Source organism: Caulobacter sp. FW305-C-30-S16 (assembly GCF_058783025.1).
This window is the reverse complement of the sequence record NZ_JBYSYH010000001.1, coordinates 13,538-32,884: the sequence shown is the minus strand read 5'-3', so window position 1 is coordinate 32,884 and position 19,347 is coordinate 13,538. Positions and strand designations below refer to the sequence as shown.

Sequence of the window (19,347 nt, the reverse complement as noted above, 5' to 3'; positions counted from 1 at the left end):
TGCTCCCCATCGGGGGAGCTGTCGGCGAAGCCGACTGAGGGGGTCACCCCAAATCTGAGCGGACCCCCTCCGTCTCGCCTGACGGCGAGCCACCTCCCCCGATGGGGAGGATTCAGACCGCCTTCACCTTCAGGATCCCGCCGGCCGCCGAGATGACCTCGACCTTCTGCTCAAGCGTCGGGGCGGAGCCGTCCTCGGTGACGGCCGCCCATTCCTTGCCGTCGATGAACACCCGGCCCTGACCGTTCTCGAACGCCGCCACCACCATGCCGAGGTGGCCGACCAGCCGGGCGATGTTGTCGTTGATGTCGGGACCGTCGCCGGACAGGTTCTTGGGCAGATAGCGCCTCGCCAGCAGGGTCGAGACGATCGTCAGCACCGCGAACACCGCCAGCTCGACGGCGAAATTGCCGCCGAGCAGGAAGGTCAGCGCCGCGACCACCACGGCGCAGGCGGCCGGCCAGAGCAGCCAGCCCGTCGTCGTCGCCACTTCCGCCGCCAGCAGCACGGCGGCCAGCGCCATCCAGATCCAGAACGGATGGGCGAGATACAGCTCAGCCAACCAGGTCATGGCGGTAGGTCTCCTAGGCCTTGGTGCGCGGCGTCGCGGTCGCGCCGCCGCCGCCGGAGGGGCGGCCGCTGCCGTCGGCCAGGGATTTCACCAGCTCGCCGATGCCCGCGACCGTGCCGGTGATGCCGGAGAAGTCGGCCGGGACGATGATCATCTTCGAGTTGGGGCTGGTCGCCAGGCCGGCGAAGGCCTCGACGTACTTCTGCGCCACGAAGTAGTTGATCGCGTTGATGTCGCCGCGCGCGATGGCTTCCGACACGAAGGCGGTGGCCTTGGCTTCGGCCTCGGCTTCACGCTCGCGCGCCTCGGCGTCGCGGAAGGCGGCTTCGCGGCGGCCCTCGGCCTGCAGGATGGCGGACTGCTTGGCGCCCTCGGCGCGTGCGATCGCGGCCTGCTTCTCGCCGTCGGCCTCGGTGATGACCGCGCGGCGTTCTCGCTCGGCCTTCATCTGTCGGGCCATGGCGTTGGTGATGTCGGGCGGAGGGGTCAGGTCCTTGATCTCGATCCGCGTCGCCTTCACGCCCCAGGGGCTGGTCGCCTGGTCGATGGTGTGGAGCAGGCGGGTGTTGATCTGGTCGCGCTGGCTGAGCACCTCGTCCAGCTCCATCGAGCCGACCACGGTCCGCAGGTTGGTCATGCAGAGCTGGCTGATGGCGTAGGTCAGGTTGTCGACGCGATAGGCCGCGGCGGCGGCGTCCATCACCTGGATGAACACGATGCCGTCGACCTTCACCGAGACGTTGTCCTTGGTGATGACCTCCTGGGTGGGCACGTCCAGGACCTGCTCCATCATGTTCACCCGGCGGCCGATGGCCTCGAAGAAGGGCGTCAGGAAGTGCATCCCGGGGCTGAGCGTGCGGGTGTAGCGGCCGAACCGCTCCACCGTGAACTCACGGCCCTGCGGCACGATCTTGATCACGCTGACCGCCAGGATGACGGCCAGGACGATCAGGACGACGACGAAGATTCCGAAGGACATCTGTCCCCTCCAAAACTACCTGGAGGCGAATCTAGCGCGGCGCGGGGGTTCCCGCCACGGAATCCGGACCGGCGCTATCCGATTCTCCGGCGGCGGCGTCCGAGCCCATGTCGCGCACCACGCGGGTCACGGTGCTCAGCCGCGTCGCCAGAGCCTGTCCCTTGCGGGCCACGGCCTGCTCCGCCCGTTTGCTGGCCGGGCTGCAGGTGGGGAATTCAGTCTGGCGGGTGGCGAAGCCGGCGTTGAACTGCTGCTTCAGACGGCCGTCGAACGCCTCGTCCGAGGCCTCCGTGTCGGTCATCCGCACCATGCGGTCACGCCAGTACTGATCGTCGTCGCCCGAACAGACCTGGCGCAGGGCGTGGCTCTCGCCGATCGCATAGGCGAGGTCGAGCAGCGTCTGGCGCTCGGGCGGGGGCCGTTCCTGGGCTCCGGCCGGAAGCGCGAACGCGCTGAAGATGGCGATGGCGAAGACGCGCCTTTGCATGGCGCGATGTAACGGCATGGCGGCCCGGTTGTCACCGGGGCGCAAGCAGGGGGCGAGGGCCATGGGGTTCAGGCCTCCGCCGCGCGGGCCAGCACGCCGGTCCAGGCGGCTTCCATCTCGGCGGTCCAGGCCTCGCCGCCGGCGTCGCGGAAGGTCTCGTGGACGACGCCGAAGAAGGTGGCGAAGACATCGAACGGCACGCCGATCTGGTCGTGGTTGACGCGCTCGGCGCGGATCATGTTGGCCGGCCAGGCGGCGCCCTCGGCCATGTTGGTCAGGGTTTCCAGCACCATCTGCAGCATGTGACCCCGGGCCGCGCCCGCGTGGTCGTTGACGAACAGGTCGCGCATCTCCGGCTGCTGACGAAACAGCCGCTCATAAACCAGTGGCGTGGGGTCGCCGCAGCGGTCGGCGATCAGCTCCAGACTGGCGGCCAGCGCGACGCTCAGCTGATCCACCGCAGCGTCACGGGCTTTACGGGGTTCTCGAAGGGCCGGCCCTCGGCGCGGCTGGCGGCCCACTCGCGCTTCAGCTGCTGGTACCACTTGGCCTGGGTGTCGGCGTCGTCGATCCACAACAGCGACGGGTCGTACTTCAGGCCCATGTTCTGCAGGTTCACCATGTCGCCGTCCTGGTGGATGAACGCCCGCGCGAACGGCTTGATCAGCCAGCGGAGCATCATCGCCGGATGGTCCGACCAGATGAGCTGGGTCAGCCTTGTCTTCGTTTCGTTGACCGGCGTCAGACAGGTCAGGGCCAGCAGCTGGAAGCGGCCGACCTGGATGTGTTCCCAGCGGTAGCCGGGCAGGCGGAAGGTTATCTCCGTCTGCGGCTGCCCGCCCAGGATGGCGTAGATCCGGTTGGCCTTGCTCGTAGCGTGGCGGGTCATGACGAAGCCCTCCGGCGAGGGCTCGAACAGCTTGGCCTTGGGCTTCATCCGACGCGCGGAGCGCGCCCACCAGGCGGCGTGGACATAGGGCGCGTGCGTCGGATCCATCAGCCCGACGATGGCGTGGTCCATATGGGTGTCGAAATCCATGTGGTCGACGATCGCCGGTCGGCCCAGCGCGCCCGGGAAGACCGGCGGCGGGGCGTCGGGCTCGGCGTCTATCCCCAGCCCGGCGCGGGCGTCGCTCGCGAACCAGACGAACACCATCCCCTGGCTCTCGGCCGCCGGATAGCGCTTCACCCTGATGCGGGAGATATCCATCTCCTGCTCGTCGGGCAGGAACGGGATAGCCTTGCAGACCCCGTCCGTACCGAACCGCCAGCCGTGATAGGGGCACTCGACGCTCTCGCCGCCGCCCGCTTCGGGCACCAGCTTGCCGGCCGACAGGGGCGCGGCGCGGTGCGGACAGATGTCCCGGATCGCATAGACCGCACCGTCGCGGCGTCGGCCGAGCAGCACCGGCTCGCCCAGCAGTTCGAACCGCTGCAGTTTGCCCGGCTTCAGGTCCCCGGCTTCGCAGGCGTAGTACCAGCAGTCGCGCAACCAGCCCTCGCCGAACTTCATCGGAGCGGCGCGGGTCTTGCCGGCGGGTTTGGATGCGTCGTCGGGCATGGGTCTCTACATACCGGCAGTCACGGCGCGCGCGAAGGGCGTCCTTCGACACGCCCCGGACAGGGTCCGGGGCTGCTCAGAATGACGAGCCGTGATGACACCGCAATGATCTTCGTCATGGTGAGCAGCCTGCGAAGCCGGCGTGTCGAACCACGCAACCCCTACCCCGCCGATGTCGCGATCAGGCGGGTGAAGAAGTCCGTCATCCGGGTGAGGTTCTCCAGCGTCATATGCTCGTTGGTGCCGTGGATCATGCCGAACTCGTTGATCGAGGCGTGGATCGGCGAGAAGCGGTAGATGTCGCTCGAGACGCCGGTCATGTAGCGGCTGTCGGTGCCCGCCGTGACGAGGCCGGGCGCGACCGGGATGGTGCCCTTGTCGGAGGCCAGCACGGCCAGCAGGGTCCAGCCCTCCGACGTTGTCGACGACACCGGCGAGGGATCGGCGGCGATGCCGCCGGCCCAGGACAGCTGGACGTCCAGCCCCTTCGTCGCGGCCTTCGCCCGGTTCATCACGTCCGTCGCCGTCTGGCCGGGCGCGATGCGGTAGTTGATCCACGCCGTGGCGTCCTGCGGCAGGACGTTCTCCTTCGGGCTGCCCTTCAGCATCGTCGGGGCGATGGTCGTGTGCAGCGTCGCGGCGCTGGCCGGGCTCTTGGACAGGCTGTTCACCAGCACCGGGCCGAACAGCCAGCTGTTGGCGGCGGCGACCTTGACGATGCCGCCGGCGTAGGGGGCGATGGCGCGGATCATGTCGGCGCCGGGGCCCTCGAACTTCATCGGGAAGGGATGCGAGGTGATCGCCAGAACGGCCTTCGACAGGGTTTCGACGCCGGTCTCCTTCGGCGGCGCGGACGAATGGCCGCCCGTGGAGGGCGCGACGATCTTCAGCGTCGCATAGCCCTTCTCGCCGACGCCGATGACGGCCACGGGGCGACCGACCATCGGGAAGTCCTTGACCACCGCCATGCCCTCGTCGAGCACGAACAGCGCCTTTACGCCGCGCGCCTTGAGCAGCTCATTGGCCGCCCGGGCGCCCGAGCCGCCGGCCTCCTCGTCCTGGCCGCTGACGAAGATCACCGTCCGCTTCGGCTTGAAGCCCTTCGCCGCCATCGCTTCGGCGGCCTCGAACATCATCACCAGCGTGCCCTTGTCGTCGATCGCGCCGCGGCCCCAGACGGCGCCCTCGGCGATCTCGCCCGAGAAGGGGGCGTGCTTCCAGTCGCCCTCCGTCCCGGCCGTCACCGGCACGACGTCCTGGTGGGCCATCAGGATGATCGGCGCCAGGGCCGGGTTCGACCCCTGCCAGGTGTAGACCAGCGCCTTGTTGGGCAGGATCTCGCGGGTCATCGCCTTGTGTGCGGCGGGATAGGTGGTCGCCAGCCAGGCGTGCAGCCGGTCCCACTCGGCCCAGTCGTTGTCGGCCTTGTTCTGGTTGCTGACCGTGCGGATCTGGATCGCCTGGGACAGGTGGATCGCGGCCTGCGCCTGGTCGACCGGCGTGGCGTCCGCGACCTTTACGGCCGCCAGGTCGACCTGCGTCGCAGGCTTGAACGTCACGGTGCGATAGGTGACCACGGCGGCCAGCAAGGCCACGCCGCCGACAGTCGCCAGCGCGACCTTCTTCCAGGTTTTCATGCGATCCTCCCCGATCTTGTCGGGGGACCTTAGAAGACCAGGGCGGCGGCCGCCAACATTCCCCGGTTGCGCCGCCGAATTGACCTCTTTGCGCGGCCTGTCAGAAGCTTAACTTGCGCTTGAGGCGTTCCGGCGCTGCAACGGTGCGAGCGCCACTTCGAGGACCGCGCGATGATGCTCGACAGACGACGGCTGCTGGCGCTGGGCGCCGGTGCGACCCTGATGGGCGGGACGGCGCGGGCCGCCGGAAATCCGGCGCAGACGGACATGGACGCGCTGCTCGCCGCCACCGGCGTTCCCGCGCTGACCGGCGCGGTGGTGACCGCGACCGGGCTGGACGCCCTGGTCGCCGGCGGCGTCCGGCGGCAGGGTGTCGCCGGCGCCGTGACGACAAGCGACCTCTGGCACCTGGGCTCGAACACCAAGGCGATGACCGGCGCGCTCTACGGGCGGCTGGTCGATCAGGGGCAGGCGCGCTGGGGCCTGACCGTGCCGGAACTGTTCCCGGACCTGACCGTCGATGCGGCCTGGAAGACCGCCACCATCGACCAGCTGTTCGGCCATCGCGCCGGAATCGACGACCGGGCGGTGTTCGCCAGCGGCTGGCTGATGCGGGCGCACAGCGATGCGCGGCCGATGCGCGAGCAACGCATGGACCTGGCGAAGGCCGTCTTCGTGGTCCCGCCGTCGGCGCCGCCCGGGCCCATGCTCTATTCCAACGTCGGCTACATCCTGGCGGGCGCCGCGATCGAGCGGATTGTCGACGCCTCCTGGGAGGACGCCATCGCGGCGCGGCTGTTCAAGCCGCTCGGCATCACCGGCGCCGGCTTCGGCCCGCCGAAGGGCGCCCAGCCGTGGGGCCATCGGGCATCCCGTTCGGCGTCGGCCGAGGCGCCGGTCGTGCTGACGCCGGTCGATCCGGCAAGCCTGGGCTCCGACAATCCCGCGGCGCTCGGTCCGGCGGGCTGTGTCCACATGTCGATGACCGACTACGCCCGGTTCATCCGGCTGTTCCTGACGAAGGGCGGCGAGGTGCTGAAGCCGGAGACGGTCGAGCGGCTGGTCACCCCGGTTCCGGGCGAGGGGCGTGGCTACGCCATCGGCTGGGGCATCTCCCCGGAGCGGCCCTGGGCGCGCGGCGCGGTGCTGGCGCATGAGGGGTCCAACACGCTGTGGCATGTCGTGGCCATCGTCGCGCCGTCGCGCGGCGTCGGAATCATCACCGCCGCCAATGCGCCGCCAGGGGCCAACAAGGGCGCGCCGACGACGCTGGCGCGGCAGCTTCAGGAACGATTCGCGGCCGCGTGAGGCTGATCCGGGCTCCGGCCCGTGTGCTCTGGGGGGAGCCATGACAACCAAATCGGGGGCCTCGGTCTGGCAGACGCGGATCGCCATCGGCCTGTGCCTGCTGGCGGCGATGATCGAGGGCTTCGATATCGCCTCTATGGGCGTCGCGGCGCCGAAGATGATGCCGGCGCTCGGCCTGTCGAAGCCGGAGGCCGGCTGGGCCTTCAGCGCCAGCCTGCTCGGGCTGATGTTCGGCGCGGCCTTCGCCGGGACCCTGTCGGACCGTGTGGGCCGCAAACCGGTGCTGCTGGCGTCGGTGACGGTGTTCGGGCTGTTCTCGCTGGGTACGGCGATGGCGCACGGCTACGCGCCGCTGCTGACGGTGCGGTTCCTGACGGGGCTGGGGCTGGGCGGCGCCATGCCGATGCTGATCGCCATGGCCTCGGAGCTGGCCAGCCCGAAGCGCAAGACGTTCGTCGTCTCGAGCATCACCGCCGGACTGCCGATGGGCGGCGCCCTGGTCGGCCTGCTGGCGCGGACGGATCTGGCGGCGGCCGACTGGCGGCTGATCTTCCTCGTCGGCGGCGCTCTGCCGCTGATGCTGGTGATCGCCCTGTGGGTCTGGTTGCCGGAGACGGGGACACGGCCCGAGGCCCCCGCGCGGGGCGCGGGCGTCGCGGCGCTGTTCGGCAAGGGCCGGCTGGGGACCACGATGACCCTGTGGGTGTCCTATGCGGCCATCGCTCTGGTGCTTCACCTGTTCCTGAACTGGCTGCCCAGCCTGCTGGTGGCGCGCGGGGTGGAGGGCAAGGCGGCGGCGGGGATTTCGACCCTGTTCAACCTCGGCGGCGCGGCCGGTGGAGTGCTGGTCGGCGTCACCATCGACCGGCTGGGCGCCCGCTGGCCGCTGGCGGCGGCGGTGGCCGGGCTGGTGGCGGTGCTGTTCGCGCTCGCGGCCCCGGGCGCTGGAATGCCGGCGACGGCGGGCCTGGCGTTCGGCGCCGGCTTCCTGATCATGGCGACCCAGTTCGGCCTCTACGGCATCGGCCCGCAGTACTACGCCCTGTCGGTGCGTGGGACGGGCGTCGGCGCGGCCATCGCCGCAGGCCGGTTCGGCTCGGTGCTGGGGCCGGTGCTGGCCGGGCAGCTGCTCGGCGGCGGCGCGAGCGCGGGGCAGGTGGTGCTGTCGACCGTGCCGATCGTGCTGCTGGCGGGGGTCGCGGCGATGGCGCTGAAGGTGGTGGGGACTGCCGGAACAGAGGCTGCCCCTCAGGAGCCGCGTTGAGGCCGCCCCTCCAAACGCAAAGCGGCGGCTCCCTTGCGAGAGCCGCCGCCTGAATGCGATCGGACGTGGGAGCCTAGCAGCCCATTTCCGCCGAGATCTCCTGGACCTCTTCGAACGTCCGCAGGCCCGGACGCTGGGCGCAGACGAGGACGCCCATGTTGCCGGGCAGGTGCTGGTTATCGAGCATCTTCTCGTGCGCGGCGGGGATGTCTTCCCAGCGGAACACTTCGGACAGGCAGGGGTCGACCTGGCGGTTGATCACCAGCTGGTTGGCCGCCGCCGCCTGCATCAGGTTGGCGAAGTGGCTGCCCTGGACGCGCTTCTGGCGCATCCACAGGAAGCGGGCGTCCATGGTCAGGTTGTAGCCGCTGGTGCCGGCGCAGATGGCGACCATGCCGCCGCGCTTCACCAGGAACACCGAGACCGGGAAGGTGGACTCGCCGGGGTGTTCAAACACCATGTCGACGTCCTTGTTGCCGGTGATCTGCCAGATCGCCTTCCCGAACTTGCGGGTCTCCTTCATGTAGTCGGAGAAATCCGGGCCGTTGACGGTCGGCAGCTGGCCCCAGCAGTTGAACTCCTTGCGGTTCAGCACGGCCTTGGCGCCCTGGCTGAGCACGAAGTCGATCTTGTCGTCCGAGCTGACCACGCCGATGGCGTTGGCGCCGGCCACGGCGGCCAACTGCACGGCGAAGACGCCCAGACCGCCCGAGGCGCCCCAGACCAGCACGTTCTGGCCGGGCTTCAGCTCATGCGGCTTGTGGCCGAACAGCATGCGGTAGGCGGTGGCGAGGGTCAGGGTGTAGCAGGCGCTCTCTTCCCAGGTCAGGTGCCGGGGGCGCGGCAGCAGCTGGCGGGACTGCACCCGGGCGAACTGTGCGAAGCTGCCGTCCGGAGTCTCGTAGCCCCAGATCCGCTGGCTGGCCGAGAACATCGGGTCGCCGCCGTTGCACTCCTCGTCGTCGCCGTCGTCCTGGTTACAGTGGATGACGACCTCGTCGCCGACCTTCCAGCGCTTCACCTTGCTGCCGACCGCCCAGACGATGCCCGAGGCGTCGGATCCGGCGATATGGTAGGGGTGCTTGTGGCCGTCGAGCGGGCTGATCGGCTCGCCGAGTGCGGCCCACACGCCGTTGTAGTTCACGCCCGCGGCCATCACGAGCACGAGAACCTCGTCCTCGCCGATCTCCCAGGTGGGCACGACCTCGACCTGCATGGCCGTGGCCGGGCGCCCGTGGCGCTCCTTGCGCACAGTCCAGGCGTACATGTTTTTCGGCACGTGATACGGCGGCGGAATCTCGCCGATTTCGTAGAGGTCCTTCACGGGCGTCTTCTCGAGCGTGGCGGTGGTCATCTGGCGGTCCGTTTGGCGTTCTTTGGGGCGCGTTCTGTTGCGGTGCAGTAGCGCCGGGGCGTGGTCCGGCGTTTCGCGAAGCATCGGGCCGCCCGACGAAAACCGGCCCGTGATCCGTCTGTTTCCCCGGTTTCGACGCAAAGCTGTGCCCTGAGACACCGCCGTTCGCCGCCCGTAGGGGAAGGATCGTGTGACAACTGTTTGAAACTGGCAAGCGGATTCTTGTGCGGCGCAACATGGTCTCGGGGCTATCGGCGGTGCTAGGTCTGCGTGAGGGGAGGGCCACGCCGCCATGACCATCCATTTCAGCCGACCGTCGCCCCATGTGGCGCTCATCGAACTCGACCTGCCGCCGACCAATGCGCTCGGCGATGCAATGCGCCGGCTGATGGTCGCGGGCCTGGAGGCGATCGAGGCCGATCCGGACGTGCGCTGCATCGTGCTGACCGGCCGCGGCAGGCTGTTCTGCGCCGGCAACGACCTGCGCGAGCTGGCGAACCGGACGCCGGAGGATCTGTCGCCGATCAGCGACTTCAACGCCCTGATGGCGCGGATCGAGGCGCTGCGCATGCCGGTGATCGCGGCGGTGAACGGCGGGGCGCTGGGCGGCGGACTGGATCTGGCCCTGTCGTGCGACATCCGCATCGCGGCCGAGGGCGCGACCTTCACGGCCTCCGGCGTCAATGTCGGGCTGATGGCGTCGGTGGGCCGATTGCCGAGGCTCATCGGTGTCGGACCGGCCAAGGCCATGCTGCTCACGGGCCAGCCGGTGGACGCGGCGACGGCGTTTCGAGTCGGGCTGGTGACGGCGGTCTGGCCGGCGGCGGACCTGCTGGATGAAGCATTGAAGCTCGCCGGGCAGATCGCCGCCCGTGCGCCGCTGGCGGTCGAGGCCGCCAAACGATTCGCCGGGATGGCGGCGGCGGAGCAGGCGCTGGCGATGGATGGCGCTCTAGCGGACCTGGCGGCCAGCGAGGACCATCGGGAAGCGGTGGCCTCGTTCCTGGAGAAACGGGCGGCGGTGTTCAAGCGACGCTAGGCCAATCCAGCGCGTGGAGAGCGCACGATCCTTGCGCCGCTGACGTTCGCGTCAGCCATTCGCGCAAAAATGTTGCACCGCAGCAGGCGGATCGCCATGATCCGTCGCCATGACCGACAAGCCTTTCCAGCACGCCCCCGACGCTCCGTGGATCTTCCGCACCTATGCGGGCCACTCGACGGCGGAGAAGTCCAACGCCCTGTACCGGCGTAACCTGCTGGCCGGGCAGACCGGCCTGTCGGTGGCCTTCGATCTGCCGACGCAGACCGGCTACGACGCCGACCACATCCTGGCGCGGGGCGAGGTGGGCAAGGTCGGGGTGCCGATCGGCCATCTGGGCGACATGCGCACGCTGTTCGACGGCATCCCGCTCGACAAGATGAACACCTCGATGACGATAAACGCCCCGGCCGCCTGGCTGCTGGCGATGTACGTCGCCCTGGCCGACGAGCAGGGCGCGCCGCGGTCCGCGCTGCAGGGCACGACGCAGAATGATCTGATCAAGGAGTATCTCAGCCGGGGGACCTACATCTTCCCGCCCGAGCCGAGCCTGCGGCTGATCGGCGACATGATCGCCTGGTGCTACCGCGAGGTGCCCAAGTGGAACCCGATGAACGTCTGCAGCTATCACCTGCAGGAGGCCGGCGCGACGCCGGAACAGGAGCTGGCCTATGCGCTGGCGACCGCCATTTCCGTGCTCGATACGGTCAAGGCGGGCGGCCAGGTCCCGGACGAGGACTTCGAGATCGTCTGCTCGCGGATCAGCTTCTTCGTGAACGCCGGCGTCCGGTTCGTCACCGAGCTGTGCAAGATGCGCACGTTCACGGTGCTCTGGGATGAAATCCTCAAGGACCGCTACGGCGTCCAGGACGCCAAGGCCCGCCGCTTCCGCTACGGGGTGCAGGTCAACAGCCTCGGCCTGACCGAGCAGCAGCCGGAGAACAATCCCTACCGCATCCTGCTCGAAGCGCTCGCGGTGACGCTGAGCAAGGACGCCCGCTGCCGCGCGCTGCAGCTGCCGGCGTGGAACGAGGCCCTCGGCCTGCCCCGGCCCTGGGACCAGCAGTGGAGCCTGCGCATGCAGCAGGTGCTGGCCTATGAGACCGACCTGCTCGAGTACGAAGACCTGTTCGCCGGCAGTCATGTGGTTGAGGCCAAGGTCGCCGAGCTCAAGGCCGGCGCGCTGGCCGAGCTGGCGAAGATCGACGCCCTCGGCGGGGCCGCTTCGGCCATCGGCTACATGAAGGAAGAACTGGTCGGCTCCAACGCCGCCCGCGTGCGCGCGGTCGAGACCGGCGGCATGACGGTGGTCGGGGTCAACCGCTGGACCGACAGCGAGCCCTCGCCCCTCTCGGCCGGCGAATCGTCGATCGAGACCGTGGACCCGAAGCTGGAAGCCGGGGTCGTCGAGCGGCTCAAGGCCTGGCGCGCGGCGCGCGATCACGCCGCCGTCGAAGCGGCGCTGGCGGATCTGAAGGCCGCGGCGACGGATGGCCGGAATATCATGGAACCCTCGATTGTTGCCGCCAAGGTCGGTGTGACGACCGGCGAATGGGCCTTCGCCCTGCGCGAGGTGTTCGGCGAGTACCGGGGTCCAACGGGCGTCGCCGTCGTCGTGGCGACCGGCGAGGACGCCGAGGACATCGAGGCGGTGAAGCGGGATGTCGAGCGGGTCAGCCAGGTGCTTGGGCGCACGCTGACCTACCTGATCGGCAAGCCCGGCCTCGACGGCCATTCCAATGGCGCCGAACAGATCGCCACCCGCGCCCGCGCCGTCGGGATGGAGGTCCACTACGACGGCATCCGCTCGACGCCCGAGGAGATCGTCCGCCGGGCGAAGGCGACGAAGGCGCATGTCGTCGGGCTGTCGATCCTGTCGGGCTCACACCTCGACCTGGTCCAGGAGGTCGTGCGGCTGATGCGGGTCGAGGGCCTGTCGGACATCCCCGTCGTGGTGGGCGGCATCATCCCGCCGGATGACGCCCTGATCCTCAAGCAGATGGGTGTGCGGCGGGTCTACACGCCCAAGGACTTCAAGCTCACCCAGATCATGGCCGATGTCGTGAAGGTCGTCGAACAGGCCGCGCTGGCCGAGGCCTGAGAACGGCCGAACCTCAAATCGGGGAGTTTCGGGGGTGGCCAAGGCCATTCACGCGCTTTAGGGAGGCGCCCCGAAAGGAATTTACCATGTCTGACAGCGCGACCTTCAGGATAGACCCCACCGACGCCCCCGCCGCGTTCGGCCTGCTGAGCCTGTTTTCCGGTGTCGACGGCCTGGCCCGCGCGGCCGGCGTGGTGTTCGCGGGCTCGTTCCTGCTCGGTATGGCCGTCGTCCTGATCGCCGCCGCGTCCTGACATCACGCCGGGGCTGGTCTAGCCTCCCTGCATGTCGATCCTTGACCGCCTGCGCCGGCCGAACCACAGGCTGAGCCTTCTCGGCTGGATCGTGCTGCTGTCGCTTCTGGCGCTTGTCGTGGCCGGCGTCGTCTGGGCCAGCCGGACGCCGCGCGCGATCCCTGTACTGCTGGCGATGGCCCTGGTCGGCGCGGTCCTGCGCGTGGTGATGACGCGCCGCCCGCCGCCCTAGGCCGGCTTCATCCCGCCCAGCCGCCAGGCCGCCAGCCAGCCGGCGATCGATATCGGCAGGAAGGCGGCGAACAGCCAGACGCCGTTGGCGACCCCGACCGCCGGATCGATCCCGTCCCGGAAACCGAGCGCATTGGCGACAGCGCTGGAGGCGGCCGCGCCGAACGCGCCGCCGATCAGCTGGGCGGTCGGGACCGCCGATGATCCCAGCGGCTGCTCCCCTTCCGGCAGGCTGGCGACGATCCGCTTGGCGACAAAGGCCCAGCTGGCCCCGAAGCCCGAGCCCATCATCAGCATGGACAGGACGATCTCGAGGATCGACCCGCGCGGCGTCGCCCAGGCGGCCCAGGCCGTTCCGACCAGCACCAGCGTCGCGCCCAGCCGGATCATCAGGCCGTCGCGGTTCTGCACGCCCGCGACCAGCATCGCGACAACGGTCCAGCCGGCGGCGACGGCGGTGATCACATAGCCGGCGACCAGCGGCGAGGCGCCGTGCAGCACCTGCACGAAGGCGGGCCCGTAGACGGTGAAGGCGATGGTCGCGACTTCCAGGGCGAAGATCGCCACATAGCCGGCGCCCGCCGCGCGCGTCAGGTCGCCCGCCGACAGGGGCAGCAGCACCCCGCCCGCCCTGGCGTCGATCCGCAGCAGCAGCGCCAGACAGCCCAGACCGCCGACGCCCATGAGCGCCGCCGCCGGCGCCGAGCCGACCACCCCGGCGCCGGCGATGAGCACCACGCCCAGGGTCAGCACGGCCAGCTGCGCCACCGGCGTCCGGGAGGTCACCGGCGCCAGCGGCGCGGCCTTCCTGACCAGCACGAAGGTGGCGGCCACGAACACCAGCCCCTGAACGCCGAAGAACCAGAACGCCCCGCGCCAGGCGTCGATCTCGGCGAACACCCCGCCGATCAGGGGGCCGAGCAGGGTGGCGACGCCCCAGACCCCGGCGATCGCGCCATAGACCCGCACCCAGAGCCGCTCGGGGAACATCGCGTTGATGGCCACATAGCAGAGCGCAACGATCGCCCCCGCGCCGAGGCCCTGGATCAGGCGCCCGACAACGAAAACCAGAAAGTCCGGCGCCAGCGCGCTGGCCGCGCAGCCGACCGCGTAGGCCGCGCCGGCGAGGGCCGTCGCGGGGCGCAGGCCGATCATCAGCGACACCCGCCCCGAGGCCGCGCCCGCGATGATTGAAGCCAGCAGGAAGGCCGCCACCGACCAGCCGAAATACTGGAAGCCGCCGATCTCGCCGGCGATGGTCGGGGTCAGGGTGACGGTCACCAGCGCATCCGCCGCGTTCAGCCAGATGCCGAGGCACAGGAATGCGAACCGCGACGCCAGCGCCGGGGTCATCAGCTCGCGCCAGCCTGAGGGCTCAGAGGGGGGCGCAGGATCAGCCATCGCCGCGTAGATGGACCTTTCCCGACCATCCGCCAAGGCCGCTGGCGTCGATCGCGCGGACGGGCGAAACTGGAAAAAATGCAGCAAAAGGACTCCCCGCCATGGCCCTCGTCCCCTTCGCCGATATCGACAAGCTGCCGCCCAAGGCGAAGGACTACTGGGACAAGCTGGCGGCCAAGCTGAACATCTTCCGCATGTTGGCCAACGCCGACACGATGATGGAGCCGGCTCTGCGGTTCGGCGGCGCGATCCTGAGCAAACAGGACCTCGGCGCGGATCTGCGCGAACTGGTCATCCTGCTGGTCGCCGAACTCGAGGGCGGCGAGTACGAGTGGAACCAGCATGTGCCGATCGGTCTGCGCTGCGGCTGCACCCAGGCCCAGATCGACGCCCTGGCCGCCCGGCGGCTCGACGACGCCAGCTTCAACGCGAAGGAAAAGGCGCTTCTGGCCTTCGCCGCCGAGGTCATCGAGAAGGTCAAATCGAGCGAGGAAACGCTCGCTGAAGCGCAGAAGCACTTCAGCCCCAAGGAGATCGTCGAGATCATCCTGACCTGCGGCTTCTACATGACCATGGCCCGGCTTACCGAGACCACGCGCACCGACATCGACCCGCCGGCGGGAAGCGTCGTGGTGGACTCGCTGAAGCGGTGAGCGCCAAGGGACATGCCCTCCAGTGCGTGTCCCTCTCTCGATGACACCGGCCCTTTGGCCTTGATGGAATGATGCGATCCGGACGGTCGTCCTGGTCAAGGACGACCCTTTCGGGGTCGCCGCTCCGCGGCCGCGACGCGGTCCTTGAGCAGGCCGTCCGCCGGAGCAACACTTGCCTTCAAGACATCAGGCAGGTTTGCCTACGTCTTTGTACTCAACCTGGCCCGTTCGACAGGCGCCGATCCGTGCTATGGGGCGCCTCGCCATTTTCCTGACCCAGGCACCGGCGAACCTCTTTCACCATAGAGCCCATGGCCGCCTACCGCGTACCGCACCCCCGCAAGCCTCAGATCGAGAGGCACGCCCGACGCCAGACCCTGGCGGCGCGGGTGGTCGGCTTTGTGCTGCTCTGGGGTCTGGTCGGGTTGATGTCGCTGGTGGCGGACCGGGCCATTCCGCGCGAACACCTGCCGTGGAAGACGCTGAAGATGATCGATCCGGTCGGCGCTTCGACGAAGATCAAGGCCGCCCGCGCGGGCGATGATCCGGCGGCCTGTCGCGCGATCCTCGGACAGGGCGGCATCGAGTTCGCCGAGGTTCCGCAGACCGGCGGCGCGTGCGGCGTGCGTGACGCCGTCCGCCTGAAGTCCGGCCTCGCCCCGCTGTCGCCCGCCGACGCGCCGATGACCTGCAAGGAGGCGCTCGCCTTCGGCCTGTGGGAGCGGCAGGTGGTCCAGCCGGCGGCCTTTGATGAGCTTGGCCAGGCGGTGGTCGCCATCGACCACTACGGCAGCTACGCCTGCCGTCGGCAGTACGGAAAGGCCGAAGGCCCCATCAGCGAGCACGCCTCTGCCAACGCCATCGATGTCGCCGGATTCCGGCTGGCCGACGGCACGGTGATCTCGGTCGCGCGCGACTGGGCTGACACCGGCCCGAAGGGCCGTTTCCTGCGCCGGGTCCGCGACGGCGGCTGCCGGATCTTCCTGACGACGCTCAGCCCCGACTACAATGTCGAGCATCGCGACCACTTCCATCTGGACATGGGCGGCTGGCCGAAGTGCGGCTGAGGCGTTGCCTTCCCTAGGGGATGCCGCGAGACGCTCCCCCCGATTCAATTGTCGTGGGGAGAGAGATGGCCGACTTCAGCGCCTTCGCGGGACGACCGGTGCCTGACTGGTACGCCCGGCCGCAGCTCGGGATCTTCATCCACTGGGGCATGGCGGCGATCCCTGCCTTCGCCCCCGCCGGCCGCTCGATCAGCGACCTGTTCGTCAGCGACTACGACCGGGCCTTCGTCATGGGGCCTTACGCGGAGTGGTACGACAACGCCCTGCGCGACCCCGAGAGCCCGACTCACGCCTATCATCGTGAACGCTGGGGCGACGCCCCCTACGCGGCCTTCCGCGAGCCGTTCGAAGCCGCCGCCGAGGCGTTCGACGCGGACGCCTGGGCCGACCTGTTCAAGGCCGCCGGGGCTGAATACGTGGTGTTCGTGACCAAGCACCACGACGGCTTCTGTCTCTGGCCGACCGGGATCGACAATCCCAACCGGCCCGGCTGGCATTCGAAGCGCGATTTCGTCGGCGAACTGGGCGAGGCGGTCCGGGCCCGCGGCATGCGCTACGGCCTGTACTACTCCGGCGGCCTGGACTGGACGTTCCGGCCCAGCCTGATCCGCAACATGGGCGAGATGTTCGCCTGTGTTCCGACCGACGCGACCTACAGCGCCTACGCTCTGGCGCAGGCCCGGGAGCTGATCGACCGGTATCGCCCTTCGGTGCTGTGGAACGACATCGCCTGGCCGAACGTCGAGGACCTGCCCGGACTGTTCGCCCACTACTATGCAACCGTGCCCGACGGGGTGATCAACGATCGCTGGATGGCCTCGGCGCCGCTGTTCGAGAGCCTGCGGGATCCGGCCAACTGCGCGTCCTTCAACGCGATGGTGAAGGCGCGGATCGCCGAGGTCGGCGTGCATGGCGGCAGCACCTCGACGCCGCCGCACTGCGACTTCCGGACCGTCGAATACACCACCGGCGACCATATGGTCGGCAAGGGCAAGTGGGAGTCCACCCGGGGGCTGGGCCTGGCGTTCGGCTACAACGCCGCCGAGGCGACCGACGACTACATGACCGGCCCGCAACTGCTCGAGCTCTACCGTGAGGTCACGGGCGGTGGCGGCAATCTGCTGATCAACGTCGGTCCGCGGGCGGATGCGAGCATTCCCGACGTCCAGCGAGATCCCCTGCTGGCGCTGGGGGACGCCCTCCGCGCTTGACGCTGGGTCGCCTTGCCGCCACGTTGCAGGCCAACTTCAAACAAGCGTTTAAGGGAGAGACGTCATGGCCGCTGAGGGCACGCTTTTCGATCTGACCGGCAAGGTCGCGGTCATCACCGGCAGCTCGCGCGGCATCGGCAAGGCGATCGCCGAGCGCATGGCCCAGCACGGCGCCAAGGTGACCATCTCGTCCCGCAAGGCCGGTCCCTGCGACGAGGTTGCCGCCGAGATCAACGCGACCTACGGCGAGGGCACGGCCATCGCCGTTCCGGCCAACATCTCCTCCAAGGAAGACCTGCAGCGGCTGGTCGACGAGACCCGCAAGGCCTTCGGCAAGGTCGACATCGTCGTCTGCAACGCTGCGTCCAACCCCTACTACGGCCCGATGGCCGGCATCGCCGACGACCAGTTCCGCAAGATCCTCGACAACAACATCGTCTCCAACCACTGGCTCATCAACATGGTCGTGCCGGAGATGATCGAGCGGAAGGAGGGCTCGGTGATCATCGTCTCCTCCATCGGCGGTCTGCGCGGTTCGCCGATCATCGGCGCCTACAACATATCCAAGGCGGCTGACTTCCAGCTGGCCCGTAACCTGGCCTATGAGTACGGCCCGCATGGCATCCGCGTGAACTGCATCGCGCCCGGCCTGATCAAGACCGACTTCGCCAAGGCCCTGTGGGACAACCCCGAGACCCTCAAGCGCTCGACCTCGACCGTGCCGCTGCGCCGCATCGGCGAGCCCGACGAGATCGCCGGCGCAGCGGTGTTCCTGGCCTCGGCGGCCGGGACCTTCATGACCGGCCAGGCCATCGTGGTCGACGGCGGCGCGACGATCTAGGGAAGTTGTTCCGCCTTCAGGGCGTATCAGCATCCGGAGACGGGTTGGCTTGTAACTTCATCGATATTTGTCTAATTAGATGAACATCGATGGAGTCCGCCCCCCCCCGTGCCCGAAGCCGACATCGCCACCCTGCTCGCCTTCTTCAAGGCGATGGCCAACGAGAGCAGGCTGCGGATCATCGGCCTCGTCGCCGAGCGTGAGCGCAGCGTTCAGGAACTGGCCGAACTGCTGGACCTGAAGGAGCCGACCGTTTCCCACCATCTGGCCGCCCTGAAGGCGCTCGATCTGCTGCATGTTCGGGTCGAGGGGGTGACGCACTGGCACCGCCTGCGGCCCGAGGGCCTGCACGACTTCAACCGCGCCCTGTTCGACCAGAAGGACCTGACCGCGCTGGCGAAGCCGGAACAGACCTGGGAGGAGAAGGTGATCGCCAACTTCCTCCTGCCCGACGGGACGCTGAAGACCCTGCCGGCCAGCCGCCGCAAGCGCTGGGTGCTGCTGAAATGGCAGATGTCCGGCTTCGAGGAGGGCCGCCGCTATCCCGAGAAGGAGGTCAACGCCATCCTCCAGCGCCGCCATCCCGACGCGGCGACCATGCGCCGCGAGATGATCGGCTGGAAGATGCTGGCCCGGGAAGACAACATCTACTGGCGCCTCCCGGAGGATCAATGGGAGGCGGCATGACTATGCGGGCAGGGCGGCCGCCTCGGCGAGGGTCATGACGTCTGCCTCGAGGAAGTTTGACGCTCGCAGCTTTCGGACGAAGCGGAGGTCCGACGTAACATATGGCAAGCCTTCCGTGGCGCTGAGAGCCAGGAAGAAGCAGTCATATGCAGGGTGATCGAAGGCGATAGCCAATGTCCCTGCCGTCGCCGCAAGTTCCGACATGTCCTGCAGAACGACGCCGGTGCGGGCGAGGCTTTGACAAGCAAGAACGGCTTCCTCCGCGGTCAGCTCACCACGGCGCGCCTTTTTCCAGAAAGCGTTCACGCACTCAGCGACCAGTAGATCCGGTGCTACGAGCTGGTGTCGGTCGCGGAGTCTGAGAGCATCCTCGGACTCGTCCTCGTCCACGAACCACTTGATCGCCACACTGGAGTCGACGACCAGCCGGCTCATCGATCTTCGCGGCCCTCACGGACGAGCACCTCGGACGGTGTGTGCCTGCGGCCTGCCGTGGCAGCCCGAAGGCGGGCTGACGCTTCCTCGAAGCTCAGTCCCCGGGCGTCGGTCAGCGCCTGCCTCAATATTTCCCGATGCTCCGCCTCAACCGAGCGACCATTCTCGGCAGCGCGAACCCTCAACCGGTCGACCAGGTCGTCGTCCAGATTCCGGACATGAAGGTTGGCCATGGCCACGTCTCACGCTTGAATTGCACATGTGAT

General features: G+C 68.7%; 21 protein-coding genes. 11 read left to right on the top strand and 10 right to left on the bottom strand.

The genetic code is table 11. The features are described 5' to 3' along the window. Nucleotides 1–112: 112 nt before the first annotated feature. The 6 genes from AC3WJT_RS00165 to AC3WJT_RS00140 form a co-directional block, all read right to left on the bottom strand. Nucleotides 113–571: an NfeD family protein gene (locus tag AC3WJT_RS00165; RefSeq protein ID WP_492341037.1), complete on the bottom strand. Its 459-nt coding sequence runs from the start codon at nucleotides 569–571 to the stop codon at nucleotides 113–115. A gap of 13 nt (nucleotides 572–584) precedes the next feature. Continuing rightward, nucleotides 585–1,550 (bottom strand): SPFH domain-containing protein, encoded by a 966-nt coding sequence (locus AC3WJT_RS00160; RefSeq protein WP_492341036.1) that lies wholly within the window; start codon nucleotides 1,548–1,550, stop codon nucleotides 585–587. A 31-nt stretch (nucleotides 1,551–1,581) separates the two neighbouring features. Then, nucleotides 1,582–2,037, bottom strand: coding sequence for a TIGR02301 family protein (locus AC3WJT_RS00155; protein ID WP_492341035.1), 456 nt, complete (start codon nucleotides 2,035–2,037; stop codon nucleotides 1,582–1,584). A gap of 68 nt (nucleotides 2,038–2,105) precedes the next feature. Further along, the gene (locus tag AC3WJT_RS00150) at nucleotides 2,106–2,495 is read right to left on the bottom strand and encodes a globin (protein WP_492341034.1); all 390 of its coding nucleotides are present in this window, start codon (nucleotides 2,493–2,495) and stop codon (nucleotides 2,106–2,108) included. After that, nucleotides 2,483–3,598, bottom strand: coding sequence for a Rieske 2Fe-2S domain-containing protein (locus tag AC3WJT_RS00145; protein WP_492341033.1), 1,116 nt, complete (start codon nucleotides 3,596–3,598; stop codon nucleotides 2,483–2,485). Before AC3WJT_RS00145 ends, AC3WJT_RS00150 begins: the two co-directional genes overlap by 13 nt. A gap of 161 nt (nucleotides 3,599–3,759) precedes the next feature. After that, nucleotides 3,760–5,235 carry a M20 family peptidase gene (locus tag AC3WJT_RS00140; RefSeq protein ID WP_492341032.1) on the bottom strand — a complete coding sequence of 492 codons (1,476 nt, stop codon included), beginning with the start codon at nucleotides 5,233–5,235 and terminating at the stop codon, nucleotides 3,760–3,762. 171 nt (nucleotides 5,236–5,406) lie between these two features. On the opposite strand from AC3WJT_RS00140, the gene AC3WJT_RS00135 reads away from it, so the two are divergent. Next, nucleotides 5,407–6,543: a serine hydrolase domain-containing protein gene (locus AC3WJT_RS00135; RefSeq protein WP_492341031.1), complete on the top strand. Its 1,137-nt coding sequence runs from the start codon at nucleotides 5,407–5,409 to the stop codon at nucleotides 6,541–6,543. A gap of 40 nt (nucleotides 6,544–6,583) precedes the next feature. Further along, nucleotides 6,584–7,807, top strand: coding sequence for an MFS transporter (locus AC3WJT_RS00130; protein ID WP_492341030.1), 1,224 nt, complete (start codon nucleotides 6,584–6,586; stop codon nucleotides 7,805–7,807). Nucleotides 7,808–7,880: 73 nt separating this feature from the next. Here the strand turns inward: AC3WJT_RS00130 and ccrA are convergent, their stop codons facing one another. Then, nucleotides 7,881–9,161, bottom strand: coding sequence for a crotonyl-CoA carboxylase/reductase (gene ccrA, locus AC3WJT_RS00125; RefSeq protein WP_492341029.1), 1,281 nt, complete (start codon nucleotides 9,159–9,161; stop codon nucleotides 7,881–7,883). A 292-nt stretch (nucleotides 9,162–9,453) separates the two neighbouring features. Between ccrA and AC3WJT_RS00120 the strand changes: the two genes are divergently transcribed. The 4 genes from AC3WJT_RS00120 to AC3WJT_RS00105 all read left to right on the top strand — a co-directional run bounded on the left by AC3WJT_RS00120 (nucleotide 9,454) and on the right by AC3WJT_RS00105 (nucleotide 12,787). After that, a complete protein-coding gene (locus AC3WJT_RS00120; RefSeq protein WP_492341028.1) occupies nucleotides 9,454–10,200 on the top strand; it encodes an enoyl-CoA hydratase/isomerase family protein in 747 nt (248 codons plus the stop codon). Nucleotides 10,201–10,309: 109 nt separating this feature from the next. Next, on the top strand, nucleotides 10,310–12,301 hold the full coding sequence (locus AC3WJT_RS00115; protein WP_492341027.1) for a methylmalonyl-CoA mutase family protein: 1,992 nt from the start codon (nucleotides 10,310–10,312) through the stop codon (nucleotides 12,299–12,301). Between the two features lie 86 nt (nucleotides 12,302–12,387). Next, nucleotides 12,388–12,555, top strand: coding sequence for a hypothetical protein (locus tag AC3WJT_RS00110; RefSeq protein WP_492341026.1), 168 nt, complete (start codon nucleotides 12,388–12,390; stop codon nucleotides 12,553–12,555). A gap of 31 nt (nucleotides 12,556–12,586) precedes the next feature. Beyond that, nucleotides 12,587–12,787, top strand: coding sequence for a hypothetical protein (locus AC3WJT_RS00105; RefSeq protein ID WP_492341025.1), 201 nt, complete (start codon nucleotides 12,587–12,589; stop codon nucleotides 12,785–12,787). On the opposite strand, the gene AC3WJT_RS00100 is transcribed toward AC3WJT_RS00105, so the two are convergent. Beyond that, a complete protein-coding gene (locus AC3WJT_RS00100) occupies nucleotides 12,784–14,139 on the bottom strand; it encodes an MFS transporter (RefSeq protein ID WP_492341024.1) in 1,356 nt (451 codons plus the stop codon). The two genes, AC3WJT_RS00105 and AC3WJT_RS00100, sit on opposite strands and share 4 nt — an antisense overlap. A 149-nt stretch (nucleotides 14,140–14,288) precedes the next feature. On the opposite strand from AC3WJT_RS00100, the gene AC3WJT_RS00095 reads away from it, so the two are divergent. From AC3WJT_RS00095 to AC3WJT_RS00075, 5 genes are all read left to right on the top strand, one after another. Continuing rightward, on the top strand, nucleotides 14,289–14,840 hold the full coding sequence (locus AC3WJT_RS00095) for a carboxymuconolactone decarboxylase family protein (protein WP_492341023.1): 552 nt from the start codon (nucleotides 14,289–14,291) through the stop codon (nucleotides 14,838–14,840). Between the two features lie 311 nt (nucleotides 14,841–15,151). Further along, the gene (locus tag AC3WJT_RS00090) at nucleotides 15,152–15,907 is read left to right on the top strand and encodes an extensin-like domain-containing protein (RefSeq protein WP_492341022.1); all 756 of its coding nucleotides are present in this window, start codon (nucleotides 15,152–15,154) and stop codon (nucleotides 15,905–15,907) included. A 65-nt stretch (nucleotides 15,908–15,972) separates the two neighbouring features. Then, on the top strand, nucleotides 15,973–17,118 hold the full coding sequence (locus tag AC3WJT_RS00085; protein WP_492341021.1) for an alpha-L-fucosidase: 1,146 nt from the start codon (nucleotides 15,973–15,975) through the stop codon (nucleotides 17,116–17,118). A gap of 64 nt (nucleotides 17,119–17,182) precedes the next feature. After that, nucleotides 17,183–17,959: an SDR family oxidoreductase gene (locus tag AC3WJT_RS00080; RefSeq protein WP_492341020.1), complete on the top strand. Its 777-nt coding sequence runs from the start codon at nucleotides 17,183–17,185 to the stop codon at nucleotides 17,957–17,959. Between the two features lie 108 nt (nucleotides 17,960–18,067). Continuing rightward, nucleotides 18,068–18,646, top strand: coding sequence for a metalloregulator ArsR/SmtB family transcription factor (locus AC3WJT_RS00075; protein WP_492341019.1), 579 nt, complete (start codon nucleotides 18,068–18,070; stop codon nucleotides 18,644–18,646). On the opposite strand, the gene AC3WJT_RS00070 is transcribed toward AC3WJT_RS00075, so the two are convergent. Both AC3WJT_RS00070 and AC3WJT_RS00065 read right to left on the bottom strand, forming a co-directional pair. After that, nucleotides 18,647–19,081, bottom strand: a complete 435-nt coding sequence (locus tag AC3WJT_RS00070) for a type II toxin-antitoxin system VapC family toxin (RefSeq protein WP_492341018.1) — start codon at nucleotides 19,079–19,081, stop codon at nucleotides 18,647–18,649. Then, nucleotides 19,078–19,314: a FitA-like ribbon-helix-helix domain-containing protein gene (locus tag AC3WJT_RS00065; protein WP_492341017.1), complete on the bottom strand. Its 237-nt coding sequence runs from the start codon at nucleotides 19,312–19,314 to the stop codon at nucleotides 19,078–19,080. Before AC3WJT_RS00065 ends, AC3WJT_RS00070 begins: the two co-directional genes overlap by 4 nt. Nucleotides 19,315–19,347 lie beyond the last annotated feature (33 nt).